The sequence below is a fragment of the Pseudomonas sp. HS6 genome, from assembly GCF_023375815.1.
GTDB lineage: Bacteria > Pseudomonadota > Gammaproteobacteria > Pseudomonadales > Pseudomonadaceae > Aquipseudomonas.
This window is the reverse complement of record NZ_CP067412.1, coordinates 1698968-1725015: the sequence shown is the minus strand read 5'-3', so window position 1 is coordinate 1725015 and position 26048 is coordinate 1698968. Positions and strand designations below refer to the sequence as shown.

The 26048-nt window shown below is 60.9% G+C and carries 29 protein-coding genes; 12 read left to right on the top strand and 17 right to left on the bottom strand.

Annotation, left to right across the window (positions count from 1 at the left end):
• A complete protein-coding gene (locus JJN09_RS07865) occupies positions 1–198 on the top strand; it encodes a hypothetical protein (RefSeq protein WP_249486639.1) in 198 nt (65 codons plus the stop codon).
• A gap of 128 nt (positions 199–326) precedes the next feature.
• Positions 327–1340, top strand: coding sequence for an ABC transporter substrate-binding protein (locus JJN09_RS07860; protein ID WP_249486637.1), 1014 nt, complete (start codon positions 327–329; stop codon positions 1338–1340).
• Positions 1341–1378: 38 nt separating this feature from the next.
• Here JJN09_RS07860 and JJN09_RS07855 read toward each other — a convergent pair whose 3' ends face one another.
• Together JJN09_RS07855 and JJN09_RS07850 are read right to left on the bottom strand one after the other, a co-directional pair.
• Positions 1379–3511: a TonB-dependent siderophore receptor gene (locus tag JJN09_RS07855; RefSeq protein WP_249486635.1), complete on the bottom strand. Its 2133-nt coding sequence runs from the start codon at positions 3509–3511 to the stop codon at positions 1379–1381.
• A gap of 93 nt (positions 3512–3604) precedes the next feature.
• Positions 3605–3991, bottom strand: coding sequence for a DUF2946 domain-containing protein (locus tag JJN09_RS07850; protein ID WP_249486634.1), 387 nt, complete (start codon positions 3989–3991; stop codon positions 3605–3607).
• Between the two features lie 94 nt (positions 3992–4085).
• On the opposite strand from JJN09_RS07850, the gene JJN09_RS07845 reads away from it, so the two are divergent.
• A complete protein-coding gene (locus tag JJN09_RS07845) occupies positions 4086–4526 on the top strand; it encodes a DUF3995 domain-containing protein (protein WP_249486633.1) in 441 nt (146 codons plus the stop codon).
• On the opposite strand, the gene JJN09_RS07840 is transcribed toward JJN09_RS07845, so the two are convergent.
• From JJN09_RS07840 to JJN09_RS07810, 7 genes are all read right to left on the bottom strand, one after another.
• The gene (locus tag JJN09_RS07840) at positions 4523–4885 is read right to left on the bottom strand and encodes a Na+/H+ antiporter subunit G (RefSeq protein WP_249486632.1); all 363 of its coding nucleotides are present in this window, start codon (positions 4883–4885) and stop codon (positions 4523–4525) included. The two genes, JJN09_RS07845 and JJN09_RS07840, sit on opposite strands and share 4 nt — an antisense overlap.
• Positions 4882–5160 carry a K+/H+ antiporter subunit F gene (locus JJN09_RS07835; protein WP_003225959.1) on the bottom strand — a complete coding sequence of 93 codons (279 nt, stop codon included), beginning with the start codon at positions 5158–5160 and terminating at the stop codon, positions 4882–4884. Before JJN09_RS07835 ends, JJN09_RS07840 begins: the two co-directional genes overlap by 4 nt.
• The gene (locus tag JJN09_RS07830; RefSeq protein ID WP_249486631.1) at positions 5157–5645 is read right to left on the bottom strand and encodes a Na+/H+ antiporter subunit E; all 489 of its coding nucleotides are present in this window, start codon (positions 5643–5645) and stop codon (positions 5157–5159) included. Before JJN09_RS07830 ends, JJN09_RS07835 begins: the two co-directional genes overlap by 4 nt.
• Positions 5642–7321 (bottom strand): monovalent cation/H+ antiporter subunit D, encoded by a 1680-nt coding sequence (locus JJN09_RS07825; RefSeq protein WP_249486630.1) that lies wholly within the window; start codon positions 7319–7321, stop codon positions 5642–5644. Before JJN09_RS07825 ends, JJN09_RS07830 begins: the two co-directional genes overlap by 4 nt.
• Positions 7318–7662 carry a Na+/H+ antiporter subunit C gene (locus JJN09_RS07820; protein WP_096820144.1) on the bottom strand — a complete coding sequence of 115 codons (345 nt, stop codon included), beginning with the start codon at positions 7660–7662 and terminating at the stop codon, positions 7318–7320. The genes JJN09_RS07825 and JJN09_RS07820 overlap by 4 nt, the downstream gene beginning before the upstream one ends.
• A complete protein-coding gene (locus JJN09_RS07815) occupies positions 7662–10562 on the bottom strand; it encodes a monovalent cation/H+ antiporter subunit A (RefSeq protein ID WP_249486629.1) in 2901 nt (966 codons plus the stop codon). Before JJN09_RS07815 ends, JJN09_RS07820 begins: the two co-directional genes overlap by 1 nt.
• 162 nt (positions 10563–10724) lie before the next feature.
• Positions 10725–11663 carry a DMT family transporter gene (locus tag JJN09_RS07810; RefSeq protein WP_249486628.1) on the bottom strand — a complete coding sequence of 313 codons (939 nt, stop codon included), beginning with the start codon at positions 11661–11663 and terminating at the stop codon, positions 10725–10727.
• An 85-nt stretch (positions 11664–11748) separates the two neighbouring features.
• Here JJN09_RS07810 and JJN09_RS07805 point away from each other — a divergent pair, with 85 nt between their 5' ends.
• The 3 genes from JJN09_RS07805 (at position 11749) to JJN09_RS07795 (ending at position 15395) form a co-directional block, all read left to right on the top strand.
• Positions 11749–12312, top strand: a complete 564-nt coding sequence (locus JJN09_RS07805) for a helix-turn-helix domain-containing protein (protein WP_249486627.1) — start codon at positions 11749–11751, stop codon at positions 12310–12312.
• A gap of 216 nt (positions 12313–12528) precedes the next feature.
• Positions 12529–13932 carry an LLM class flavin-dependent oxidoreductase gene (locus tag JJN09_RS07800; RefSeq protein WP_249486626.1) on the top strand — a complete coding sequence of 468 codons (1404 nt, stop codon included), beginning with the start codon at positions 12529–12531 and terminating at the stop codon, positions 13930–13932.
• 59 nt (positions 13933–13991) lie between these two features.
• The gene (locus tag JJN09_RS07795) at positions 13992–15395 is read left to right on the top strand and encodes an FAD/NAD(P)-binding protein (RefSeq protein WP_249486625.1); all 1404 of its coding nucleotides are present in this window, start codon (positions 13992–13994) and stop codon (positions 15393–15395) included.
• Here JJN09_RS07795 and JJN09_RS07790 read toward each other — a convergent pair.
• The 3 genes from JJN09_RS07790 to ppnN all read right to left on the bottom strand — a co-directional run bounded on the left by JJN09_RS07790 (position 15389) and on the right by ppnN (position 17989).
• Positions 15389–15610: a hypothetical protein gene (locus tag JJN09_RS07790; RefSeq protein WP_249486624.1), complete on the bottom strand. Its 222-nt coding sequence runs from the start codon at positions 15608–15610 to the stop codon at positions 15389–15391. The genes JJN09_RS07795 and JJN09_RS07790 overlap by 7 nt on opposite strands.
• Positions 15611–15716: 106 nt before the next feature.
• The gene (locus JJN09_RS07785; protein ID WP_249486623.1) at positions 15717–16451 is read right to left on the bottom strand and encodes an ABC transporter substrate-binding protein; all 735 of its coding nucleotides are present in this window, start codon (positions 16449–16451) and stop codon (positions 15717–15719) included.
• 164 nt (positions 16452–16615) lie between these two features.
• Positions 16616–17989 (bottom strand): nucleotide 5'-monophosphate nucleosidase PpnN, encoded by a 1374-nt coding sequence (ppnN, locus tag JJN09_RS07780; RefSeq protein ID WP_249486622.1) that lies wholly within the window; start codon positions 17987–17989, stop codon positions 16616–16618.
• 211 nt (positions 17990–18200) lie between these two features.
• Here ppnN and JJN09_RS07775 point away from each other — a divergent pair, with 211 nt between their 5' ends.
• On the top strand, positions 18201–18722 hold the full coding sequence (locus JJN09_RS07775; protein ID WP_249486621.1) for a DUF3087 family protein: 522 nt from the start codon (positions 18201–18203) through the stop codon (positions 18720–18722).
• Here the strand turns inward: JJN09_RS07775 and JJN09_RS07770 are convergent.
• Positions 18719–19105, bottom strand: a complete 387-nt coding sequence (locus tag JJN09_RS07770) for a DUF2784 domain-containing protein (RefSeq protein ID WP_249486619.1) — start codon at positions 19103–19105, stop codon at positions 18719–18721. The genes JJN09_RS07775 and JJN09_RS07770 overlap by 4 nt on opposite strands.
• Positions 19106–19259: 154 nt before the next feature.
• On the opposite strand from JJN09_RS07770, the gene JJN09_RS07765 reads away from it, so the two are divergent.
• The 3 genes from JJN09_RS07765 to JJN09_RS07755 are packed head-to-tail and all read left to right on the top strand — an operon-like array spanning position 19260 to position 20480.
• Positions 19260–19958, top strand: a complete 699-nt coding sequence (locus JJN09_RS07765) for an AzlC family ABC transporter permease (protein ID WP_249486617.1) — start codon at positions 19260–19262, stop codon at positions 19956–19958.
• Positions 19955–20269 carry an AzlD domain-containing protein gene (locus JJN09_RS07760; protein ID WP_249486615.1) on the top strand — a complete coding sequence of 105 codons (315 nt, stop codon included), beginning with the start codon at positions 19955–19957 and terminating at the stop codon, positions 20267–20269. The genes JJN09_RS07765 and JJN09_RS07760 overlap by 4 nt, the downstream gene beginning before the upstream one ends.
• Positions 20270–20309: 40 nt before the next feature.
• Positions 20310–20480, top strand: a complete 171-nt coding sequence (locus JJN09_RS07755; RefSeq protein ID WP_249490887.1) for a hypothetical protein — start codon at positions 20310–20312, stop codon at positions 20478–20480.
• Positions 20481–20526: 46 nt separating this feature from the next.
• Here JJN09_RS07755 and JJN09_RS07750 read toward each other — a convergent pair whose 3' ends face one another.
• From JJN09_RS07750 to JJN09_RS07735, 4 genes are all read right to left on the bottom strand, one after another.
• Positions 20527–20799, bottom strand: coding sequence for a hypothetical protein (locus JJN09_RS07750; protein ID WP_249486613.1), 273 nt, complete (start codon positions 20797–20799; stop codon positions 20527–20529).
• A gap of 286 nt (positions 20800–21085) precedes the next feature.
• Entirely contained in the window at positions 21086–21769 is a 684-nt protein-coding gene (locus JJN09_RS07745) for an SOS response-associated peptidase family protein (RefSeq protein ID WP_249486611.1), read from the bottom strand.
• A gap of 51 nt (positions 21770–21820) precedes the next feature.
• Positions 21821–22660, bottom strand: a complete 840-nt coding sequence (locus tag JJN09_RS07740) for an ABC transporter permease (protein WP_249486609.1) — start codon at positions 22658–22660, stop codon at positions 21821–21823.
• Between the two features lie 61 nt (positions 22661–22721).
• Positions 22722–23708 (bottom strand): aliphatic sulfonate ABC transporter substrate-binding protein, encoded by a 987-nt coding sequence (locus tag JJN09_RS07735; protein ID WP_249486607.1) that lies wholly within the window; start codon positions 23706–23708, stop codon positions 22722–22724.
• A gap of 293 nt (positions 23709–24001) precedes the next feature.
• Between JJN09_RS07735 and JJN09_RS07730 the strand changes: the two genes are divergently transcribed.
• Together JJN09_RS07730 and JJN09_RS07725 are read left to right on the top strand one after the other, a co-directional pair.
• Positions 24002–24949: an ABC transporter substrate-binding protein gene (locus JJN09_RS07730; protein WP_249486605.1), complete on the top strand. Its 948-nt coding sequence runs from the start codon at positions 24002–24004 to the stop codon at positions 24947–24949.
• Positions 24950–25083: 134 nt separating this feature from the next.
• Positions 25084–25983, top strand: a complete 900-nt coding sequence (locus tag JJN09_RS07725) for a polysaccharide deacetylase family protein (RefSeq protein ID WP_249486603.1) — start codon at positions 25084–25086, stop codon at positions 25981–25983.
• Positions 25984–26048 lie beyond the last annotated feature (65 nt).

Here is a 26048-nt window from a genome sequence, read left to right as displayed (position 1 = left end):
GTGAGTCGCGCTGATTTCCATTTGCAGAACCTCGACAGCGCTCGTGTCGAAGCTCGGCGCCTGTTTGATGCCAAGGCTGAGCTGAAGGGCGCCTGGCTCGGTTGGGTTGCCTCGCAGATCTACGCGTTGCAGCCTGCGGAATACGCCAGCATGGTCAGACGCGAGCTTCAACGCTTGAAGGAAATGTCTGAAAAGTAGTCTCGTCCGTGTCATGCCCCTGAAAAAGCAGGAACCTCGTCTACAGTCAGTTGACTGAGTATTCAGAGGCTGGCGGTCTTCTGTCAGGCCTTCCTGCTATTGCTGTGAACAGCACGAGGTGCAAAAGCATGAACGGATTTCGACGGTTGCTGGCCACTTTTATGGCGACGTTCTGCTTGATGGCTGCGGTGCCAGCGGTCAATGCAGCGCAGACCCCGATTCACTTCGCCGACCTGAACTGGGAAAGCGGCAGTCTGATCACCGATGTTCTGCGGATCATTGTCGAGAAGGGCTACGGCCTGCCGACGGACACCCTGCCGGGCACCACCATTACCCTTGAAACAGCGCTGGCCAACAATGACATCCAGGTGATCGGTGAAGAGTGGGCCGGGCGCAGTCCGGTATGGGTCAAGGCCGAGGCTGAAGGTAAAGTCGCCAGCCTGGGCGATACGGTCAAGGGTGCCACCGAAGGCTGGTGGGTGCCGGAATACGTGATCAAGGGCGATACCGCCAAAGGCATCAAGCCGCTGGCGCCGGACTTGCGCAGTGTCAGTGATCTGAAGCAGTACAAGGACGTGTTCAAGGACCCGGAAAACCCCAGCAAGGGGCGGTTCCTCAACAGCCCGATCGGCTGGACCTCGGAAGTGGTGAACAAGCAGAAGCTCACGGCGTATGGGCTGCAGGATGACTTCACCAATTTCCGCAGCGGCTCCGGTGCAGCGCTGGATGCCGAAATCACCTCGTCGATCCGCCGGGGCAAACCGGTGCTGTTCTATTACTGGTCGCCAACGCCGTTGCTCGGCAAGTTCAAACTGGTGCAACTGGAAGAGCCGCCGTTCGACGCCGAGGCCTGGAAGACCCTGACTGACGCTGACAATCCCAATCCGAAACCGACCCGTTCACTGGCCTCGAAACTGTCGATCGGGGTGTCTGCGCCGTTTCAGAAGCAATATCCACAGATCGCGGCGTTCTTCAGCAAGGTCGATTTTCCGATCGAGGATTTGAACAAGGCACTGGCCGAGATGAGCGAGAAACACACCCCGCCACGGGAAGCGGCGGAGGCGTTCATGAAGGCCCATCCGGATGTGTGGCAGGCGTGGTTGCCGAAGGATGTGGCGGAGAAGGTTCAGGCAGGTTTGTAGCGGTGTGGCGAGGGAGTTTGCTCCCTCGCCGCTGTGGTTCAGAAGCGGGTTTGCACGGCCAGTTCAAAGGTGCGCGGTGTGCCCAGGTAGTAAGCCGGCGACACATGGGCGAATTCGGCATACACCTCGTTGGTCAGGTTGCGCACGCGGCCGGTGACGGTGGTGTGCGTATCGATCTTGTAGCTGAGGAAACTCCCGAACAACGTGTACGACGGCACGGTCATGGTGTTGGCATTGTCCGCAAACACCGAGGCCACATAGCGCGCATCAACCCCGCCTTGCCACTGTGGGGAGAAGTCATAGGTCAGCCACAGATTGCCGACCCGATCCGGCACATTGGTCGGCGTGTTGCCCTTGCGTGAAACCACCACGCCGGCAGCGTTCTTCTCGTTGAACTCATCGTACTGCGCATCGACCCAGGCAAAGTTGCCCTCGGCCAGCAGCTTGTCGGTGATCCGCAGTGAGCTGGCAATCTCGATACCTTTGGACGTCTGCTGGCCGACCGGAATGCTGTTGGTCGGGTCCAGGGGGTCGGTGACGGCGAAGTCTTTGCGCTCGATGGTGTAAGCCGCAACGGTCGCCGAACCGCGACCGTTCAGATAGTCGAACTTGCTGCCGATTTCCCATTGTTTGCCCGTTGAAACATCGAAATCCTGGGTGCCATTCGGTTGCTCGGCGGCGGTGCTGTATTGCACGTAGACATTGGCTGACGGAATGAACTGATAGGTCAGGCCGACGCGCCCGGTGACCGGTTCCCAACTGCGCTTGAGATGACGCGGGTTGCTCGCCGTCACTGTGCGATGGTTGGTCACGTCCAGGTCGATGTCGTCGTAGCGCAGGCCGGTGAGCAACGAGAGTTTGTCGGTCAGTGCCAGGCGGTTTTCGGCGAACAACGCCTTGGTGGTGACCTCGTTGGTCTTGTCGCTGACAAACCCCGGCTTCGTGCCCGGGATGTCATAGAAGTGCCCAGGCCGATAGTTGTCCGGGTCCACGGTGCTCGCGCCTTTGACGTTTAGCGGCGAGTTGGTGGTCTGGTTGACCTTGTATTCGAAGCCGCCGGACCAGGTGGTGTCGAGTCCGAACAGAGTGTTGTCGTGGCGCAGCTCGAACTGGTTGCCGTCCTGCTCACCCTGATGTCGAACCTGATAGGCCGTGGAGCGGTTCACGGCGCTGTTGTCGGCGTTGTACTGGTAGGTTTCGAGGTTGCGGTAATCGCGCTGGCTGTCGAGGTGATAGAGCGTGTTGCGCAGGGTGGTGCTGTCGTTGATCCGGTAATCGATGATCGAACGCACCCAGATCGTCCGTTGCTCGTAGCGGCCGTCCTCGACGTTGTAGTTGTTGAAGCGGTTGTGGCGGTCGATCTTCAACTCGCCAGCCTTGGGGTTGAGCACTGGCGTGCCCCAGTACGGGCTGTCTTCGTGTTCGTCCTGATACTCTAGGGCCAGGGTGTGCGACAGGTTCGGTGTCAGGTCGCTGAGCAACGAGAACGCCATGCTCCAGGCATCGCGTTCCTGACGGTCGATGTAGCCGTTGCTGGTGTTGTGGCTGACGTCGAGGCGCGCGTAATGCTGCACGTCGGCGCCGGGTTCGGTCAGCGCGTGATTGAGGCCGAACGCGGTTTCGGTGGTGTCGTAGGTGCCGTAGCTGACCCGGCCTTCGGCGGCCTGCTCGTCGCGCGTCGCCAGTTTGGTCACGTAGTTCAGCGAGCCGCCCACCGAACCGGCGCCGTTGATCAGCGATGACGGGCCTCCGACCAGTTCCACTCGGTCATATATCCAGGAATCCACTGGCCGCGCCAGTCCACCGGAAACGTTGATGCCGTTGAACATCTGCGTGATCTGGCTGCTGGTGAAGCCGCGATAGGACACGAATCCGCCAAAGCCCGGCGGTGCACTGGCGTTCACTCCAGGCAAGGTGTTGGCCGCGTCCTGGAAGTTTTGTGAACCGTGACGTTCGATGTCATTGCGGTTGGCAATGGCCACCGAAGCCGGGGTATCGCGCACGCTGAGACCCAGGCGCGAGGCCATGCCGCTGGACTGGTCGAGGCTCAGGCCCGGTTCGGCGGCGGACTCGCCGTCAATGGTGATCGGCGCCAGATCCACGGTGGATTGCGCCCAGGCGTTGACGGACAGGCAGCCGCACAGGCTCGCCAGCAAGGTAAGTTGTTTCATCGATTGAATCCTGAATGCTTGTCTAGGAGTCAGCGCACAGGCGAACGCCGCGCGTTGGCGCAGTGGGCTGACAAATCAAAAAGGCAAAGACACTCAGGCGAACGGTGGGGCGCGAGGGTTGGCCGAAGGCCAGGTGAAGCGGGCAGGGAGGTCGGCACTGACGATGACCGGCAGCGGCGGACTGTGTTGTTCCGGCAGGATCGCCAGGGTCAGGCTGGAGTTGAACGCCGGGCCCATGCCGCCGGTGGAGCACAGCGGACAGCCAAAGGCTTTGGCCAGGGTCGGCAGTTTTTCTTCGGAAGGATTCGACGCGAGTGGCGCCTGAGTGCTCGGGTCGACGGCGCAGAACTGGCCGCCGATACCGTTGAGCTGCATCCCTACCATTTGTCCGTGACCGATGCTGCAGGCGAACACGTTGAACAGGACGCAGCAATAGAGCATCCAGGCCAGCAGTGAGCGATCGGTACGGGTGAATTTCATGGGGCGGCACTTTACCGCACCGCCGACCGGTCGTGCACATGTAAAAATGCCGACTAGGATGTTTTGTTCAGATCCCTTTCAAGGATTTTCGACCATGACCTTTGTGTTGGCTCAATGGCTGGTGACGATATTTGCAGTGATCAGCCTGATGCATGTGTATTGGGCGATGGGTGGCGAGTGGGCGGCCGTGGCGGTAGTGCCGCAGGTTCCGGTGGATAACGGCGGACTGACGCTCAGGCCGGCGTTCAAGCCGTCAGGCTGGATCACGTTGGCCGTGGCGGTGGCCCTGCTACTGATTGCCGCACTGGTGTGCATGAGGGTGGGCTGGTGGTTTTCGCCAGTGCATCACTGGGCATTGCAATGGGTGATCAGCGCGATTGCGCTGCTGATGTTTGCGAGGGCGATCGGCGACTCGGAGCTGGTGGGGTTTTTCAAGGAAGTGAAGGGGTCGCGGTTTGCCCGGCTCGACACTTGGATTTACTCGCCACTGTGTCTGATATTGGGAGCCGGGCTGTTGGCCGTCGCCTGGGTTTAGCTGCCGCTCTCGGTTCGCCGGCTACTCACCTCGGCCGGCACATCATCCCCGGCCATGCGTTTGCGGAACAGCGCCGCACGGGCCAGCAGCAGGGTGGTCACCGGCACGGTGATCGACAGCAGAATCGGGATCAGCCACGCGTGCAGCACCGGCCCGGACTTGAGTGCGGAAAAGCAGATGATCGACGCCAGTGCCACGCACCACGCACCGAGGGTCGAGGCCAGTGCCGGCGGGTGCATGCGCTGGAAGTAATCCTTCATCCGCAGCAAGCCGGTCGCGCCGATCAAGGCAAATACACCGCTGAGTACCAGCAGGATCGCCACCGGGATTTCCACCCACAGAGACAATTCAGCATTCATTCGATCACCTCGCCACGCAGCAGGAATTTCGCCAGGGCAAACGAGCCGACGAAGCCGAACAACGCGATCAGCAGCGCCGCTTCGAAGTAGGTATCACTGGAATAGCGAATCCCCAGGGTCAGCATCATCAGCATGGCGACGATGTACAGGTAGTCCAGCGCCAGTACCCGGTCCTGTGCCGACGGCCCTTTGAACAGGCGAATCAGCGTCAGCACCATCGCCAGCGAGAACAGGAACAGCGTCAGCAGAATCGCATTCGACAGCAGCGGGCTCATTCGAAAATCTCCATCAACGGCCGCTCGTAAGTGACCTTGAAGTGCTGGATGAATTGCGCCTCGTCATCCAGATCCCAGACGTGCAGCAACAGAATGCTGCGATCCAGCGCCAGTTCCGACCACACCGTACCGGGCACTACCGTGCAGATCATCGACAGCGCCGCCAGGCCGTTGGCATCGCGCAGATCCAGCGGCACCTTGATGAAGCGTGAGCGGGGCGGGCGGCGACCGGCATTCAGTACGCCCCAGGCTACCTGAAGGTTGGAGACGACCACGTCACGCCCGACCAGCAGAAACAATCGCAGGATCGTGCCCGGGCGGCGGATGTGGATTTGTTGAGGTCGCAGTTTGCGCATCATCAGCGGCGCGCAGAAACCCAGCGCTGACCCCAGCAACAGGTTGCCAGGGCTGATCGACAGGTTCAGCACCAGCCACAGCAGCCACAACGCCAGCGACAACCACGGAGCAGGAAACAGACGCTTCATGGTTGCACCTCCAGCAGCGCAGCCTTGGCTTCCGGGCTTGGTACTGCGCGAGTGCCGAGCACCGCCATTACGTATTGCTGCGGGTTGTTCAGGGCGTCTGCGGCGTCCTGGGTGTAACGCAGCAACGGCTCGGCCTTGAAGGTCAGAGCGATACTCAGACCGAGCAGCAGGAAAATCGGCACGCATTCGAGTTTGCGCAGCACCGGCGACGGGCGTTCTTCCGGCGACCAGAAGCGCTGGATGCCCAGTCGCGAGAACGCCATCAGCGAGCCGAGCCCGGTCAGGATCAACAGTGCCAGTAACGCCCAGGCAGCAGTCGAGATCGGTTCGCCAGTGCCGAGCCCCAACGGGTTGAGCAGGGCGCCGATCAGGCTCAGCTTGCCAATGAACCCCGACAGCGGCGGCATGCCGATGATCAAAAGCGCACAGGCAATGAAGCTCAAGCCAAGGAAGGCCATGGTCCACGGAATCACCTGGCCGACGACGGCTTGCTGATCGTCGTCGAGGTTGATGCCTTTGACCGGTTGCTGTGCGGCTTGCGCACGCGGCAGCAACTCGTTTTCGTCTTCCAGCGGCACTTCGATGGCGGTGCGCGAACGTTCGATCAGTTCCGCCAGCAGGAACAGCGCACTCAGTGCGAGGGTCGAGCTGACCAGATAAAACAGCGCCGCACCGATCAGGTTCGGCTGGGCGAAACCCACGGCCGACAGGAGAATCCCCGCCGACACCAGAATGCTCAGGCTGGCCATGCGCTCCAGGCGTTGTGCAGCGATGATCGCCACGCCCGCGCAGAGCATGGTCGCCATACCGCCGTAGATCAGCCAGTCGCCGCCGAAATAGGCCGAGGCGCCGGCCTGCCCGGAGAACAGCAGCGTCCATAGGCGCAGCAAGGTGTAGACGCCGACCTTGGTCATGATCGCGAACATCGCCGCCACCGGCGCGCTGGCCGAGGAATAGGCTGGCACCAGCCAGAAATTCAGCGGCCACATCCCGGCCTTGGCCAGGAATGCCACCGCCAGAATCGCCGCGCCGGCATGCAGCAGGCCACGGTCGGCGTCCGGCACCAGCGGAATCTTCATGGCGAGGTCGGCCATGTTCAGCGTGCCGGTGACGCCGTAGATCAGCGCCGCGCCAATCAGGAACAGCGACGAGGCCAGCAGGTTGATCGAGATGTAATGCAGCCCCGACGACACCCGTGCCCGGCCCGAGCCGTGAAGCAGCAAACCGTAAGACGCGGCGAGCAGCACTTCGAAGAACACAAAGAGGTTGAACAGGTCCGCCGTCAGGAACGCGCCGTACAGGCCCATCAACTGAATCTGGAACAGCGCGTGGAAGCTTGACCCGGCGCCGTCCCAGCGAGCCATGGCGAACAGCAAGGCACTGACGCCGATGATTCCGGTCAGCACCAACATCAACGCCGACAGCCGATCGACCACCAGCACGATGCCGAATGGCACCTGCCAGTTGCCCGGCAGGTAGACGCCGATGGAGCCGGGCACGCCGGTGGTCTGGGTCCATTGCAGCAACAGCACGGAAATACCCAGGCCCAGCAGACTGGAGAACAGGTTGATCTTCGCTTTCAGCGGCCGGTGTTTCTCGCCGAGCATCAGCATGATGGCGGCGGTCAGCAGCGGCAGCAGAATCGGTGCAGCGATCAGATGAGTCATCGCTGTCATTCCTTGGGCTCCCGGCCGTCCACATGGTCGGTGCCGGTCAGGCCCCGTGAAGCCAGCAGCACCACCAGGAACAGCGCGGTCATGGCGAAGCTGATGACGATGGCCGTCAGCACCAGTGCCTGAGGCAGCGGGTCGGTGTAATTGAGCAGGTCCTGCGGCACGCCGTCCTTGATGTTGGGCTCCTTGCCGATGAACAGGCTACCCATACTGAAGATGAACAGGTTGACGCCGTAGGACAGCAGGCACAGGCCCATGACCACCTGGAACGTCCGTGGACGCAGGATCAGCCAGACGCCGGAGGCAGCGAGCACTCCGATGGCGATTGCGATGACTTCTTCCATCAGACGGCTCCCTTGATGGCGGCGGTTTTGTGACCCCGGACCGATTGGTGGGCGAGGGCGGTGAGGATCAACAACGTCGAGCCGACCACCACTGCGTACACGCCGATGTCGAAAAACAGGGCGCTGGCGATATGGATGTCACCCAGCACTGGCACGCTGAAATGCCAGGTGTGCGTGGTGAGGAACGGATAACCCGCCAGCATCGCGCCTAGACCGGTGACCGTGGCGAACAGCAATCCCGTACCCATCCAGCGCAGCGGTCGCAGACTCATTTGCGCCTCGACCCATTGGGTGCCGGCGACCATGTATTGCAGGATGAACGCCACCGACATCACCAGACCGGCGACAAACCCGCCGCCCGGTTGGTTGTGCCCGCGCAGGAACAGGTAGAACGACACCACCAGCGCAATCGGCAGCAACAGGCGCACCAGCACCGCCGGCACCATCATGAAGCCCAGGGCGGTGTCGCTGGCCGAACGCGGGTTGACCAGATCGGTGACCACGTCCGGCGCCAACAGGCGTTGCTGGGCTGGCAGTTGCAGGCTTTCTTTCGGTGGGCGGAAGCGTCGCAGCAGGGCGAACACGGTCAACGCCACGGCCACCAGCACGGTGATTTCGCCGAGGGTGTCGAAACCACGGAAATCCACCAGCATCACGTTGACCACGTTGCTGCCGCCGCCTTCAGGCAGGGCGCGGCTCAGGTAGAACGAGGAAATGTCGTTCGGGGTCTGCCGGGTCAGCATCGCGTAGGACAGCAGCGCCATGCCGCCGCCGACGGCAATCGACAGCAGCAAGTCGCGCAGACGCCGTACACGGGCCTTGCGCAGGCTGCTCGGCAGTGGCGAAACCTCTTCGATCCGTCGTGGCAGCCAGCGCAGGCCCAGCAGGATCAGCACCGTAGTCACCACTTCGACCACCAGTTGCGTCAGGGCCAGGTCAGGTGCCGAGAACCAGACGAAGGTCACGCAGGTCATCAGGCCACAGACGCTGACCATGGTCAGGGCGGCGAGACGGTGGTACTTGGCCTGCCACGCGGCGCCGAGGGCGCAGGCGATTGCCAGCAGCCACAGGGTCACGAACACGATGGAGCCGGGGATTTTCGGCCGGTCGCCCCAGCTCAGGCTGCTGTGCAGCATCGGGATCAGGCCGGCGAGTACCGCCGCCAATACCATCAGGAACAGTTGCGTTTGCAGGCGTTTGGTGCCGATCCGTCGCTCCAGCCGTCGGGCCAGGCGCATCATTGCCACCAGACTGCGTTCGAACAGGCGCTTGCCGTTGAAACGACCCACCAGCGGCGGGAACTTGAAGCGGCCACGCTTGAGCTGATTACGCAGCAGCAGATAGACCACGATGCCGCCGGACATGGCGATCAAACTCATGATCATCGGTGCGTTGAGGCCGTGCCAGATCGCCAGACTGTATTCGGGCAGCACGCCACCCACCACCGGCAAGGCGGCAGCGGCCAGCAACGGGCCTACAACTTGGGCCGGGAAAATCCCCACCAGCAAACACGTGAACACCAGCAGTTCCACCGGTGCACGCATCCAGCGCGGCGGTTCGTGCGGGGTGTGCGGCAGATCGGTGGCAGTAGGGCCGAAGAACACATCAACGGTGAAGCGCAGCGAGTAGGCCACGCTGAACGTGCCGGCGATGGTCGCCACGATGGGTAGTGCGGCTTCCACCCAGGCGGTGGCGTTGATGAACACGGTTTCGGCGAAGAACATTTCTTTCGACAGGAAACCGTTGAGCAGCGGCACGCCGGCCATGGACGCACTGGCGACCATTGCCAGGGTGGCGGTGAACGGAATCAGTTTGAACAGGCCGTTGAGTTTGCGAATGTCGCGGGTGCCACTTTCGTGGTCGATGATCCCGGCGGCCATGAACAGCGAAGCCTTGAAGGTCGCGTGGTTGAGAATGTGAAACACCGCCGCGACCGCTGCCAGCGGACTGTTCAGGCCCAGCAGCAGCGTGATCAGGCCGAGGTGGCTGATGGTCGAATAGGCCAGCAAACCCTTGAGGTCGTTCTGGAACATCGCGCAGTACGCGCCGAGCAACAGCGTGGCGGCGCCGGCGCCGCTGACTATGTAGAACCATTCCTCACTGCCGGACAGCGACGGCCATAACCGCGCGAGCAGGAAGACCCCGGCCTTGACCATGGTCGCCGAGTGCAGATAGGCCGAAACCGGTGTCGGCGCCGCCATGGCGTGGGGCAGCCAGAAGTGGAAGGGGAACTGGGCGCTTTTGCTGAGGGCGCCGATGAGAATGAGGGGAAGCAGAATAGGGTAGAGGGCATGTGCGCGAATCAGATCGCCGGCGGCCAGGACCTTGTCCAGGTCATAGCTGCCGACCACATGGCCGAGGATCATGACCCCCGCCAGCAGGCACAACCCCCCGGCGCCGGTGACCATCAGCGCCATATAGGCGCCGCGCCGTGCGTCGTGGCGGTGGTGCCAGTAGCCGATCAGCAGGAACGAGAAGAGGCTGGTCAGCTCCCAGAAAAACACGATCTGGATCAGGTTGCCCGAAATCACCAACCCGAGCATGGCGCCCATGAACGCCAGAAAGAACGCGAAGAAACGCGGCACCGGGTCATCCGGCGACATGTAATAACGGGCATACAAGGAAACGAGGGTGCCGATGCCCAGTACCAGCATCGAGAACAGCCAGGCGAAGCCGTCCATGCGCAGGACGAAGTTCAGGCCCAGGCTGGGCAGCCACATAAACTCCTCACGGATCACGCCGCCATGGGCGATTTGCGGGAACAGCAAGGCGACCTGGACAGTACCGATCAAAGCGACCAGGCCTGCCAGCAGGGATTCGGCGTTACGTGCGTTGTGCGGCAGCACGGCTGCCAGACAGCTGCCCACAAAAGGCAGAAGCAGTAGAACTATCAGGGACATAGGCTTCTAATCTGCGGAAGTTTGTGAAGCATCATACGTGCCAGCTCCCGGATCGCCAAACGCGAGGATGTCTCTGAATCCTACAAAGTAGCCGGTAATTGTTGGGTTCACATTGTTTCAGGGAGGGGAAATGCGCGAACCCACGCCTAAGCGTGGGTTCGATCAGTGCTCGGTTTCGCGGCTCAGATCTTCTTCGAGGTCCGACGCGGTTTTGCCCTTGGTCTTTAATTCACTGACGATCACTGCCGCCACAATCAGTCCGGCGCCCACCAGTGCAATCGCTGGCAGGCGCTCACCCGCAATGCGACCGACGATACCGGCCCATACCGGCTCACCGGCGTAAATCAAGGTCGCGCGGGTCGGCGAAACACTTTTCTGCGCCCAGTTCATCGCCACCTGAATCGCCGCACTCATTGCACCCAGGCCCAGGGCGGTGCTCAGCAGCAGCCACGAGAAATCCGGAAGCGCTTCACCGGTCGGCACCACCATCAAAAACGCCAGCGCGGAGGTCGTTGCCAGTTGCACCACGGTTACCCGGCGCACATCGACCTGCCCGGCATAGTTACTGATCAGGATGATTTCGGCTGCGATGGCGATGGCGCTGATCAGCGTGGCGATTTCACCGGGACTGAAATTCAACGAAGCGCCGGACGGCCCCGACAGCAACATCAACCCGGTAAACGCCAGCATGATCCCGATGCTCGGCATCAACCCGGGACGACGACCGAGCACCAGCCATTGCAGCAAAGGTACAAACGGCACGTACAACGCGGTGATGAACGCCGACTGACTGCTCGGGATGCTCTGCAATCCGACAGTCTGCAAGCCATAGCCGAGCATGATCGCCACGCCGATAAAGGCGCCGGCCTTGAGTTCGAACAAGGTGAGTTCACGCAGGTGCTTCCACGAAAACATCGCCACGATGCTCGCCGCTGCGGCAAAGCGCAGACCGACGAAAAACATCGGGCCGCTGACGGTCATGGCGTGCTGCACCAGCAGGAAGGTGCCGCCCCAAAGCATGGTGATCAGCACGAGTACGCATTCGGCTTTGCTGAACCGGGAAAACCGCAGGGGAGTTTGGGGGGAGTTGGCTGACGTCATGACCTTGCGCACTTTTGAAGAGGCGACGCACAATGCGCCAAATGTTGCGCAGTATACTGCCCAACCCCAGCCAGTGAGCAATATAGTGCACAAAGATTCTGTACAACGGGCTTCGGTCCTGCAACACGTCAGCCAGAACGTCCGACGCCTGCGCCACGCCGCCGACATGAGCCAGACGGCGCTGGCGGAAAAGTCCGGGGTCAGCCGGCGGATGCTGGTGGCCATCGAGGCCGGAGAGAAGAATGTCAGCCTGACCACCCTCGACCGCGTCGCCGAAGCCCTCGAAGTGGCCTTCAGCGATCTGATCCAGGCCCCGGACAACCGCGATCCGGGCCGTATCAACGAACTGGCCTGGGCCGGCAGCATTCCCGGCAGCAAAGCCGTGTTACTGTCCAAGGCCAACGCCACCCACGCGGTGGAGCAGTGGGAATGGTGCCTGCAACCGTGCGAGGTCTATCCCTCGCAACCGGACGCCGACGGCTGGAGCGAGCAGATTTTCGTGTTTGAAGGCTGCCTGACTCTGATGCTCGGCGATCAACCCCAACACATCGCGGCGGGGGAGTTTTTCATGTTCGCCAGCAACCAGCCGCACACCTATCGCAATGATGGGGAAGTGGCCGCGCGGTTCGTGCGCAACGTGGTGATCTGACTGTTGCAGGGCCGACAGCGGATAAACAGTTTGCTCCGTCCTGCGTGCAGACCGCTTTAGGTTGTTATCTCAACCTATTGATAAGTAACGAAAATAAATTCAGGCACGACTCCTGCTATGGGTTCTGGATCCTCATCCGGAAACCACGGAGTCGCCTCACATGACCGCTTCAAATCAAACCTCTAAACGCCTCCTGAACATCGGGGGTGCCGCCTGATGCCCCGCGAAATCCGTCTCAACGCCTTCGACATGAACTGCGTCGGCCATCAGTCACCGGGCCTGTGGGCGCACCCTCGAGACCGCTCCTGGCAATACAAGGATCTGGAGTACTGGACCGATCTGGCGAAAATCCTTGAGCGCGGCAAGTTCGACGGCTTGTTCATCGCCGACGTGCTGGGGATCTACGACGTGTACAACGGCAACGGCGAAGCAGCGATCCGGCAGGCGGCGCAGGTGCCGGTCAACGATCCGTTGCAGTTGATCCCGCCGATGGCGCTGGTGACCGAGCACCTGGGTTTCGGACTGACTGCTTCGTTGTCCTTCGAACATCCGTATCCATTCGCCCGACGCCTGTCGACCCTCGATCATCTGACCAAGGGCCGTGCCGGCTGGAACATCGTCACCTCCTATCTGGAGAGCGGCGCGAAGAATATCGGTCAGCAAGCCCAGACCGAACACGACGCGCGCTACGACTTCGCCGAGGAATACCTGGAGGTCTGCTACAAACTGTGGGAAGGCAGTTGGGAAGAGGGCGCGATTCTGCGGGATCGCGAGCGGCGGATTTTCAGTGACCCGAGCAAGATCCACGAGATTCGCCACCACGGTAAACACTTCCAGGTGCCGGGAATTCACCTCTGCGAACCGTCGCCGCAGCGCACACCGGTCCTTTATCAGGCCGGCGCGTCCAGCCGGGGCAAGCAGTTTGCCGCCGAGCATGCCGAGTGCGTGTTTGTCGCGGCACCGTCGAAAGTGCTGCTGAAGAAAACCGTGGCGGACATCCGTCGTCGTGCCGCCGAGGCCGGGCGCGATCCTTCGAAGATTTTGATCTTCAATCTGCAAACCGTGATCCTCGGCGAGACCGACGCCAAGGCCAAAGCCAAGTTCGAAGAGTACAAATCCTGGGTCAGCTACGAGGGCGCGATGGCTCTGATTTCGGGTTGGACCGGCATCGATTTCAGCCGCTTCAAACCGGACGAACCACTCAAGCACGTACACACCAACGCCATTCAATCGGCGGTTGAGGCGTTTTCCACGGCGGACCCGAACAAGGTCTGGACCCCCAACGAACTGGCCGACTGGGTCGGCATCGGCGGCTTCGGCCCTTTGTTCGTCGGCAGCCCGGAAACCGTCGCCGACCTGTTGCAGGAATGGGTCGATGAAACCGACGTCGACGGCTTCAACCTGGCCTACGCACTGACCCACGAAACCTTCATCGACGCCGTGGAGTTGCTGGTGCCGGAGTTGCAGAAGCGCGGCGTCTACAAAACCGAATACGCGCCGGGGACGTTGCGCGAGAAGCTGTTTGGCGAAGGGCCGAGGTTGCCGGAGATTCACCCGGGCAGTGGTTATCGAAACCTGGGCGAGCTGTATCGGCAGGAGAAAAAGGTCGCGTCTGTCTAGACTCGCTCGCGGCGTCTGCACGACACTGACTTGAGTAAATCCTCTGCAGCGAGAACGGCATGACTCAAACCGATACGGCCGACATCCTGATTGTCGGCGGCGGCCTTAGTGGCACGATGCTGGCGGTGCAATTGCTGCATTTGCCGGGACGGCGACGGATTCTGGTGATCGAGCCCCGGGCCGAGCTGGGCCGGGGCGAAGCGTACAGCGCGGTTGAACTGGGCCACACGCTTAACGGCAATGCGGCGCGGATGAGCGTCGATCCGGACAATGCCGATGACCTGAACCAATGGTTGACCGATCACATTGCCGGTGGCGGTTGGCCGGAGTCGGATCAGCAGCATGTGCCGGTCAGCGAGCTGTTTCCGCCACGGGGGCTGTTCGGTGTCTATGTGCAGCAGCGTCTGGCTGAAGCGAAGCAGGTGGGCGCGCAATACGGTTCGACGGTCGAGCATGTGCGCGCCGAAGTGGTCGATGTTCAGGCTTTCAGCGATTCCGTGCAGCTCACCTTGAGTGACGGCCAGCAACTGCGGGGCGCTTTTGCAGTGCTGGCGACCGGGATGTTCCCGGCGGCCCGAACCCCGCAAAAAGAATCCAGCGGCCTCAACGCGGCGGCACTCGATCCGTGGGATGTCGCGGCCATGCGTCAGCTCGATCCGCAATCCACGGTGCTGATCATCGGCTCCGGCCTGACCATGGTCGACGCCGTGGTCTCGCTGGAGCAAGCCGGGCATCGCGGGCCAATCGAAGTGTTTTCCCGGCACGGACTGTTGCCCCATGTGCGCCGACAGCCGCCGGCGTGGGTGGATTTCCTCGCCGAGGATCACAGCCTCCGCACACCACTGCAGTTACTGCGCGAATTGCGCCGTCATTGCCGCGACGCCATCGCCCAAGGCATCGACTGGCAGGCACCACTGGATACGGTGCGCGCGCATATCGGTCGGCTATGGAGTCAGGCAAGCGATGTGCAACGCCGGCAATTCGTGCGGCATGTGCGGCCGTGGTGGGAAAGTCATCATCATCGTTCGCCGCCGCTGAGTGCGGAGCTGGTCGAGCGTCTGCATCGCGAAGGGCGCCTGCGTATTCACGCCGCTTCCTATAAAGGTCTGGAGCCGGTGTCGGGTAGTGGTGTCGGCATTCGCGTCCGTCGTCGGGGCGAAAATCAAACACGCGTGGTGCAAGGCGCGGCGCTGATCAATTCCAGCGGTATCGAGTATGACTGGCGCCGAGTTGATCGGCCTTTGCCGCAGCAATTACTGGCCCGTGGGCTGGTGCAACCGGGGCCATTGGCGCTGGGGATTGCAGCGGCGGTAGACGGGGCGGTGCTGGATGCGCAGGGAAAGGTGTCACAACGACTGTTCGCGATGGGCCCGCCACTGAGAGGAATGTGGTGGGAAAGTACGGCGGTGACCGATGTCGCGTCGCAGGCCAAGGCCTTGGCGGCGCGCTTGGTGGCTCAATAGTCGTAACCGTACTCGGAGGCGTTCTGCGCAACGTAGAGCGTCTGCTCCAGGCTGCCCCTGGCTTCGCTGCCAAGGCCGACGGTGTCAACGTTCAATGTGCCGGACTGGCCGACGCTGGTCATGGCAACGATGTGCCCGTTGCCGTGGGCGTTGGCAATCGCGGAGGTGGCGCCGATCAGGGCGACGATGAACCCGAGGGCGATGAAGTCTTTCATGGGTGCACCAGAAAGTGGAAAGAAGATGACCGTCACTTTATGGCCACCGGCACCAGAAGAAAAAACACCTTTTCAGATAGTTGTTATCAAAGCCGTTGATGCGTGATCAGCGCGGCAGGGTATTGCTGAGCCAGCGCTGGCGCATTTTCTCCAGGCGACCGTCGGCGCGCAGCGTATCCAGAGCCTGTTGCCAACGTGCGACTTGCTTCGGATCAGTCTTGCGGGAGAACGCGATGTAGGTGTCCTGCTTCATCAACGGCATCTGGTACTGCAAGCGGCCTGGCTCCATGCCTTGCTCGCGGGCGAGGGAAGCGTTGGACAGGGTGTCGGAGACCACAAAGTCGGTCCGCCCGAGACTGAACAGACGCATCATCTGTTCCGGGGTTTCCACGCCGTAAAGGTTGGTCAGGTCCTGTTCCTGCAAATAGCTGTAGACCAGCCATTTGCGCGGCACGGTGATCCGACCCAGGTGATCCGCTTCACGCAGGCTGCGTACCGGTGGATGGAAATTGTCGTGGGCATACAACGCGGTTTCGACTTCGATCAGCGGCCCGACCCATTGGTAGCGGTCGTCGCGTGCGTCGGTGCGCAGGACGGTGAATACGCCGGTGTCCGGGGTATCGCTGGCCATGCGCAGGGCGCGCAGCAGCGGCACTTGTTGTAAGTGAATGCGATCACCGGTCTGCGTGGCCAAGGCCTGCACCACATCCACGCCGAAGCCCACCAGTTGATCGCCCTGAAGGAAATGCAGCGGAGGATGGTTGTCGGTGAGCAGTTGCAGATCTGCCGCATTGGCCGTCAGGGCCAGAAGAGACAGCAGGCAGGCGGCAAAACGTTTCATGGATCGTCCCTGAAAAAACAATCGCCCAGCTTAGTACGCCCACATGACAGCTGTCGTGGGGAATCAGCGGGGCTTTTGTGTCAGAGAGCAGGGCGGATCGGTAGTGTCGATGAGCCATGAGGGAGCGAGCTCACTCCCTCATGGGCAAACTGCATCGAGGGCGGTCAGGAAACCACGCGATAGCACGGCTCATACGCCGCGCCGCCCGGCAGTTTCATCCGGTGCTGGGCGACGAAGGCTTTGAGCAGCAAATCCAGCGGTTGCATGATCGCCGCGTCGCCACGGATCTGGTACGGGCCGTGTTCTTCGATCAGGCGAATGCCCTTGTCCTTGACGTTGCCGGCAACGATCCCGGAGAACGCACGGCGCAGGTTGGCCGCCAGTTCATGGGGTGGCTGATCTCGGTGCAGCTTGAGGTTGGCCATGTTTTCGTGGGTCGGGTCGAACGGGCGCTGGAAGCCTTCGTCGATCTTCAGCAGCCAGTTGAAGTGGAACGCGTCGTTGCGTTCGCGGCGGAACTGCTTCACGGCCTTGAGGCCGGAAGTCATCTGCCGCGCCACCTCGGCCGGGTCGTCGATGATGATTTCGTAGTGCTGTTTCGCTGCTTCGCCGAGGGTGGCGGTGACGAAAGCGTCGAGTTGCTCCAGGTACGGCGCGGCATGTTTCGGCCCGGTCAGGATCACCGGGAACGGCAGGCCGGCGTTGTCCGGGTGCATCAGGATGCCCAGCAGATACAGGAATTCTTCGGCGGTGCCGGCGCCGCCCGGGAAGATGATGATGCCGTGGCCGACGCGCACGAAGGCTTCCAGGCGCTTTTCGATGTCCGGCAGGATCACCAGCTCATTGACGATCGGGTTCGGCGCTTCGGCGGCGATAATGCCCGGCTCGGTCAGGCCCAGGTAGCGGCCGCCGTGAATACGTTGCTTGGCGTGGGCGATGGTTGCGCCTTTCATCGGGCCTTTCATCACGCCGGGACCGCAACCGGTGCAGATGTCGAGGCTGCGCAGGCCCAGTTCGTGGCCGACTTTCTTGGTGTATTTGTATTCTTCGGTGTTGATCGAGTGGCCGCCCCAGCATACGACGATCTTCGGCTCGACGCCCGGACGCAGGGTGCGCGCGTTGCGCAGCAGGTGGAAGACGTAGTCGCTGATGCCCTGTGAGGTGCTGAGGTCGATGCTCAGGGCGTCGAGCTCGTTTTCGGTATAGACGATGTCGCGCAGGGCGCTGAACAGCATTTCCCGGGTGCTGGCGATCATTTCGCCATCGACGAAGGCGTCGGCCGGGGCGTTCAGCAGTTCCAGGCGCACGCCGCGATCCTGTTGGTGGATGCGGATTTCGAAGTCTTTGTAGGCTTCCAGAATGGTTTTTGCGTTGTCGACATGGGCGCCGGTATTGAGGATTGCCAGGGCGCACTGGCGGAAGAGGGTGTAGGTACCGCCGGTTCCGGCCTGGCTCAGTTGCTGAACTTCACGTTGGGAAAGGGTTTCCAGGCTGCCTTTTGGGCTGACCGAGGCATTGATTACGTGTCGTTGGGTCATGCAGTGATCCTTAAAACGATGTCATTGCCGGCCTGGCCAATGGCATCCGAATAGTGTGTATCCATGAATGAAGATGGCACGATCTGCTTGGTATCGCCATGTCCCCGTTGGACTTTGAAAAGATGAAAAGGAGCTCCAGCATAGCTAAATCCGCCTCAGAGGCGATAATGCGCCGGCCTCTTTTTATTTCAAGCCATGGAAGCCTGTCACGATGTTCGAGATTCAACCGATCGATGCCATCACTTATCGCCAGCAGACCCGGCGCAGCACGCTGATTATCGCGGTGCTGTTCCTGGTGCTGGCGATGGCGTTTTCGACCGTGGCGGTGGCGCTGTTCGGCGAGCCGGGTGGCGATAACCTGCGGTTCAATGTCGGCGGGGTGTTTGCCGCATTTCTGCTGACGGCAGCGTTGTTGCGCGGGCGTTTCTGGAACCAGACCTGGATGGCCCCGGCGGTATACGGCTGTCGGCTCAAGCGCAGCCTGATGAGTGTCACCAACGTCATGCATCAGGTGACAGCAGCGGTCGAGAAGGGTGATCCGACGGCGATGAAAGTACTGCGCTTCTATCACCTTGGCCTGACCCAGATGCATGAACTGGACGGCAACTCCAGCGATCATGCGCAATTGCATCGTGAAGTCGAAGCGCACAAGGTGCGGATGGAGACGCTCGGTCTGGACACCGATCAGACGCGCCTCGATCCGGCCTGGCTGGAAGCCTTGAAGTCGAATTAGAACGGAATGCGGGCGGCGCGACGTAGTTTCCACCGGCGGATCAGACGCCCGTATACCAGCAGGTTGATCACCAGCACCACGCTGCCCAGCGCCAACTGGATCTGCGGGGTCAGCCCCGCCGGGTAGATGATCGGCCAGACGTAATGCTCGATGAAGCCGCCGGCATACTCGGTTTGCCCGGCGGCGTGGCGCATCAGGTTTTCCCAGTAGGTCAGCGGGCAGGTCAGGTGCAACACCTCGACCATCACGCCCCAGGTGGCGGCCGGAAGATGCAGCCACGCCACTCGGTGCCACTTGAGCACCAATAGCCCGCCAAACAGCACGAACAGAATGAACGATAGGTGAAACAGCACCAGCCCGTCGGCGGCAATTCGATACAGCATGTCGTCTCCCTGACGCAAATGTGAATGGCTGCAATGGTACGCCGGTCGGCGACTCGCGGCTGGGAGATTTCTGGCAACTGCGCAAGATTATTCAAGCCATGAAAGCGCCTTTACTGGCAGAGTCCGGGGTCTTGTCTCACGGTTGAAGAGCGTTATGTCTGACTCATTAATGCCGCGCAGTGCCTTTCTTCGCGGAGCTGCGGCGATTATGCCGTTATCCCTGGCGACCGCGCCGTGGGGGCTGCTGGCCGGCTCCATGGCGATCGAAGCCAACCTCACGCCGCTTCAAGGGCAGGGCTTGTCGAGCATCGTGTTCGCTGGCGCTGCGCAACTGGTGGCGATCGGCATGCTCAAGGGTGGTGCCGGGATTTTTTCGATTCTGCTGACCACCCTGCTGCTGACGTCGCAGCATTTGCTCTACGGCATGAGCATGCGCAATGTGATCTCTCCGCTGCCGGGGCGTTGGCGCATTGGCCTGGGCTTTTTGCTCACGGATGAACTGTTTGCCCTGACCAGCCAGCATGACCGTCAGCAGTTCAATCGCTGGTATGCCCTCGGCGTCGGCCTGACGTTCTATATCGCCTGGAACCTCTTCACCCTGGCTGGCATTGTGCTCGGCAGCAGCATTCCGGGGCTTGAACACTTGGGGTTGGATTTCTCGATTGCCGCGACGTTCATCGCCCTGATCACCCCGGTGGTGCGCAATGTGCCGACCGTGGTTTGCGTGGCGGTGTCGCTGTTCTGCTCGGTGCTGTTCAGCTATTGGCAGTGGGGTTCGGCGCTGGTGTTGTCGGGGCTGGCGGGAATGACCGCAGGGTTTATCTGCAACAAGCTGTATCGGGAGCGCACATGATGGTCTGGGCAGTGATTGTCGGCATGGGGATTCTGGTGTTTCTCAACCGCTATGTATTTCTCGAACCGCGTTTGCCGGTGCGCTTGAGCAGCAACGCACGGCAATTTCTCGGTTTCGCCGTTCCGGGCATGTTGACCGCGATTTGCGGTCCCATCGTGTTCATGCCGGATAAACAATTGAATCTGCAGTGGGACAATCCCTATTTGCTGAGTTCGTTAGTGGCGATTGGATTGGTGATCTACACGCGCAATACGTTGCTTAGCATGCTATTGAGCATGGCGTTCTTCTTTTTGTTGCGCTGGTGGATGTAAGTTGCCTGTCTGAATCTGTTCTACGCTGTAAGGATGACTGATGACCTACGACAGCGAGGTGAACATGGCAACCGAGCAGCAACGTCCCGAAGAAGATGAAGAACCGAGCGAAGAAGAGATCGAGCGGGAGAAACACAAGGAGCAGACCTGGAAGCATGACGACAGCCGCGAGTTGTCCGACCGCGACCAGGAATGGCCGCTGAAACCCTGAACGCCACACCGAAAAAGCCCCGCGAATGCGGGGCTTTTTCGTTTCATCAAAGATCGTCCAGCTGTGTGAAATCGGGGTGTGAAGCCCGATAACCCAAGGTCTTGTCGATCCAGGCATTCAGCTCGTTGACCATCACCGGCGGGTGGCAGGGATAATTTTGGAGAGTGGTGCGCAGGATGCGGTCGATCTCGGGTACGTCACGCAGGTTTCGAGTCTTTATGTAGTGGCCGATAAAACAGTCGAGTTGAAAGCGTTCTGTCATGGACAGATAAATACACTCCAGGCCGTTGGCCTGTTTGATTGCAAAATCGTCGCGCAACTTAGTTCTCTGCAAGGCTTGAAAAGTTTGTAGGTATTCCCGGTTTGTTGACTCTTTGGTCAACTGGTATGCCAATTGGAAATGCGGCGCGCATGCTATCCGTAGTGTTACTAAATGTATGTATGACGATTGAAATGTCAGACAGGCGGTTGGTTTTAATCAAACGACTGATTCAATCAATGTTTCGAGATTGAAACACCGACTGTAACGAGCGGTTCTCACTTGCTCGGTGATATCAATTTGATTCACGGCTTCTCAATACTCGATAGACGTGTCACCCCGGAAATTATTTAGGCACCACTTCAATCAATTCCGCACCCTGATTGCGTGAGTTGCCGACAGCTTTGCCGACTTTGTGCCATTCGAACGCCTCGCTGCCCAGCCCTTCGAACAGCATCATTTGCTCGGCGCGCTCCACCGGCGTCGCGGGGTCGAGCCACTCCCTCGCGTTCTCGGCGGACAGCACGATGGGCCGGCGATCATGCAGATCAAGCAAGCCGCCTTCGCTGTCGGCGGTGATGATCACGAAGCCGTCGTCTTCCCGAGGTTCCGATCCGGGTGTCGGAAACTGGCCGATGGCAGCGCAGAAAACCGGTTGATGATCGACCCGATGGATCAGCCAGGGTTGGCGGCTCTTGTCTGGTCCGTCGACCCACTCGAACCAGTTGTCGACCGGCACAATCAGGCGGTGACGCCAGATCGCACGAAAGAACGGGCCGTGGGCGACTTTTTCGACCCGCGCATTGATCGGCGCAGCGCGATCCCTGGCCCAGTGCGGGCGCCAGCCCCAGCGCAGGTTATCGGCGTACAAGCGTTGTTTATGTTGATGAAGAATGGCCAGCGCAGTCGTGGGCGCCGCGTTGTAGTGCGCGAGCGGTGCATCGCCGACGTGGTTGATCAGCGCATCGGGAATGCTCAGCACTGCAACGAAATCGTGGATGCCCCGGTATTGCGAAAGTCTTCCGCACATCGGCCGAACCTCCGGCGAACACTGCCTGAAGGTTCAGCTTAGTTGTGCAGATCAGTCCTTGCTGGCCTGACCGGTGAAGGTGTCGCGCCAGGCCAGCCAACGGCGCTCGAGCGCGGCGAGCAGGCCATCGCTGAGTTTGCCCAGCAGCGCCAACACAATGATCGCCGCCAGCACGATGTCCGGTCGCGAGGTTTCGCGTCCGTCACTTAAAAGGTAACCGAGGCCCTTGGTCGCTGCGATCAGTTCGGCCGCCACCAGAAACATCCACGCCAGGCTCATGCCGCTGCGCAGCCCGGTGAACAGGCCGGGCAGGGCGGCGGGCAGCAGAATCCGGCGCACCAGTTGCAGGCGACTGAAACCATAGATGTGGCCGACTTCCACCAATTTGCGGTCGATGTTGCGGATCGCCGCGACCACGTTGACGTACACCGGGAAGAACGCGCCGATGGCGATCAAGACGATTTTCGAGGTCTCGTCGATGCCCAGCCACAACAGCAACAGCGGGACCCAGGCCAGGCTCGGTATTGAGCGCAGCGCGGCGAAGGTCGGTTCAAGGTAAGCCTCGGCCTCACGGCTGAGGCCGACCCACGCGGCAAACACCAGCGCCAGACTGGCGCCGATGGAAAACCCTATCAGCACGCGGATCAGGCTGGCACCGATGTGTTTCCACAAGGCGCTTTCGGCCAGATCCGTCAGGGTCAGTGCGACTTCGCTCGGCGCAGGCATCTGATAGGACGGCAACCAGCCGACGCGCACGATGATCTCCAGGGTGATCACGATCAACAGCGGCAGGACCAGCCCTTTAAAGCGCCGTCGCCAAAGCGGATTCAGCGGCAGGGTTTGTCGGCGCGGCAGCGGTACGACGAGGCGGGTGGGCAGGTCATTGCTCATGGACGGTTCTCCGCTCACGACAAATCCGCGACGGGCGCGGATTCGTTGTGAGCCTGATCGGTTACTGGGCGGCGGCGACTTGCTGGAAACCGGTGTCGAGCAATTGATCGATCACCTGATCGACATTCACCCCGCGACGCACCAGTTCCTCGGAGACCAGAATCGGCGCGGCGGCTTTTGAGGCGAGCACGTCTTTGGCCGTGAGTTGTGGGCTGCTGAGATCGGTACGGGACAGTTGCAGCTTGGCGACGTCCAGCGGCAGGCCGGATTCGCTGGCGAGCAGTTGGGCCAGTTCGTCCGGGTTTTTCACCGACCACTCGCGGGCTTGTTCGTAGGCCTTGATCACCGTTTCGATGGTTTGCGGGTGTTCCTTGGCGTACTGCTCGGTGACGCTGACCACGCCGTAGCTGTTGAAGTCGCGATTGCGGTACAGCAGGCGCGAACCGGCCTGCACCTGGCTGGCGGCCATGTGCGGATCGAGTCCGGCCCAGGCGTCGACGTCGCCTTTCTCCAAAGCGGTGCGGCCGTCCGGGTGTTGCAGGTGCACCAGTTCCACATCGTCCTTTTTCAGCCCGGCCTGTTGCAGGCTGCGCAGGGTGAACAGGTACGGATCGGTGCCTTTGGTGGCGGCGATTTTCTTGCCCTTGAGGTCGGCGACGGACTGGATCGGCGAGTCCTTGCGAACCACCAGCGCGGTCCATTCAGCACGGCTGTAGACGTACACCGATTTGATCGGGCTGCCATTGGCACGGCTGAGCACGGCGGCGAGGCTGGCTGACGACGCGAAATCCACGCCGCCGCTGTTGAGGTATTCCAGCGAACGGTTGCTGCCCTGGCTCAGCACCCAGCTGACCTTGCTCTGGGGCAGGGCCTTTTCCAGATAACCCAAGTGCTTGAGCGCCAAGCTGACGGGGGAGTAATAGGCATAGTCCAGATGCACTTCGGCGGGCGGCGTTTCCGCCGCGTGGGCGAGCGGTTGCAGGCTCAGGGCCACGGCGCAGGCCGCGAGCAGCGTTTTGACTCGGGAAAACGGTAAGCGGGGTTTCATGGGCACGCTCCGGCAAGGCAACAGATTCTTATGTCGAAAAAGATATTTTTATCGAATGCTTCCTGCATGAATGGAATATTGCAGGCTCTGTGCCATATGCCCTGAGCCCCGCGTTTATGGGGTTTTGATAGGGTTTGTGCGCTTTGAACTGTTGCAGGGAAAACACTGTGCCGCGCCGCTGTTGCCAGGCAAACAGCGCTCATCGACAGTGCTGAGCTTATGCGCTAATCGAATTTCAAATCCGATTTGTAAGAGCGTTATGGTCTATAAAAATCCCCTTTGCAGGACTCGCCATGAAGCTCTCCCGTTTCCTACGTGCCGCGTTGACCAGCGCCGTGATCGCCTCGCCTCTGACTTACGCGGCCGAACCTGTGGTCCTGCACGTCGGTGACCAGAATTACTACAACATCCGCGCCTCGGTAGAAGCGTCCGGCGTCTTGAAGGACGCGCCTTATACCGTCGACTGGAAACACTTCCAGGCCGCCGCACCGCTGGCTGAAGCGTTGCAGACCGGCTCGCTGGACCTGGGCTTTCTCGGCGATTCGGGCTTTCTGTTCCTCGCCGCCAAACAGGCGCCGGTAAAACTGATTGGCGTGTCGCGGCAGAACCCAGACACCATCGCGCTGCTGGTGCCCAAGGACTCGCCGGTGAAAACCATCGAAGACCTGAAAGGCAAGAAAGTCGCTTACTGGCCAGGCGCCTGGAGTCAGCAGTTGACCCTACGGGCGCTGGAGCAGGGCGGGTTGCCGGAGAACTACGTCGACTTCGTCAAACTGATGCCGATCGATGCCGCCGCCGCGTTGCCTCAGGGCAGTATCGATGCCTTCCCAGTATGGGAGCCGTACATTTCCCAGCAGATCGTGTTCTCCGGTGCGCGACCGATTCTGACCGCAAAGAACTTGATGCCGGGTTTGAGTGCCATCGCCGCTTCCGCGCCGTCCATCGACAACAAGCGTGAGGCGATTGCCGATTTTCTCGGGCGCCTGAAACTGGCCCGAGCCTGGGTCGACAGCCACACCGACGAATACGCGGACTTGTGGGCGAAGAAGGCCAATCTCGATCAAGAGGTCTCGCGGCACTGGTTGCGCCAGGCGCACATGACCGTCGGCCCGGTGGATCAACAAGCCGCTGCCGACCTGCAAGGCACCGCGGACTTTCTGTTCAAGGTCAAGGCGCTACCGGCTCCGCTGGCCACCGCCGGGATCATCGACACCTCGTTCCAGCAGGCACTGGCGCGCTGAGCGAGCGCCGGAACCAAACCCCATGTATCTTTATCCAACCTCGGCCCATTTCGGTGGGTCGCAGGGAGGCAGCAGCGGCGAGGGAGTTTTGCCAATCGACAACGTGACCGCAGTGGTCGGGCTCAAGGCAAAACATGAAACTCTGGTTCAAACTTTTCTGCGCAGCAGCCATCGTCCTCGCGCTGGCCGGTTGCATCGCTGCTCCCATTGAAATGACGGCGCAAACGCGATCCCGACTCGATGCGCAGGCGCCGGTCAGGTTTCTGCTGACCTTCGATGACGGCCCCAGCGCTTCGAGTTTCTACAATCCCACCGAAACCGTGCTCGACAGCCTGAAAGACAACCCGCTGCAACCGAATATCAAAGCGGTATTTTTCGTCCAGACCCGTGCGCCGAGGGCCGGCAACAGCGAGGTCGGTCGGCGGATCATGCATCGCGAGCACGATGAAGGGCACATTCTGGGCTTTCATACGGCCACCCATTGGCACACCAACCATCGCTCGCTCGATCCGCAGGAACTCGAAACTTCACTGACCAATGGCACGGCGGACATCGCCGCGATCACCGGTGCGCCACCGATTCTGCTGCGCCCGCCATTCTGGAATTACGACAAGCGTACGTTTGCCGCCTATCAGCAACATGGCCTGCATGTATTGCTTACGGATCTGAGCGCCAACGACGGCAAGATCTGGGGCTTCAATGGCAGCCCCCGGCGTCGCGCCAACATGCTGCGTCAGTTGTCGGAAGTGCGTGAGCGGATTGCTCTCGGCGAACTGCCGACGGTGGATGGGGTGATCCCGGTGGTGGTGACGTTCCATGACCTCAACCGCTACACCGCGCGGCATGCCCGCGAGTATCTGCAGATTCTGCTCGACAGCGCTGCCACCACGGGGGTGCGCCTGGCCGATAAACCGTTCTACGACGATCACGCGATGCTGGAAAAAGCGGCACTGGCGCGAACGGTACAGAAGAGCTCCGACCCGGTGCAGCTGCCGGGGATCTGGAACTGGATATGGGGCCGGGACGCTAACTGATCGGTGTCGCGTGAAAGATGTGAAGCGGTTGGCATTTTCTGCGATTAGGGACTCGCGCAAGGTCG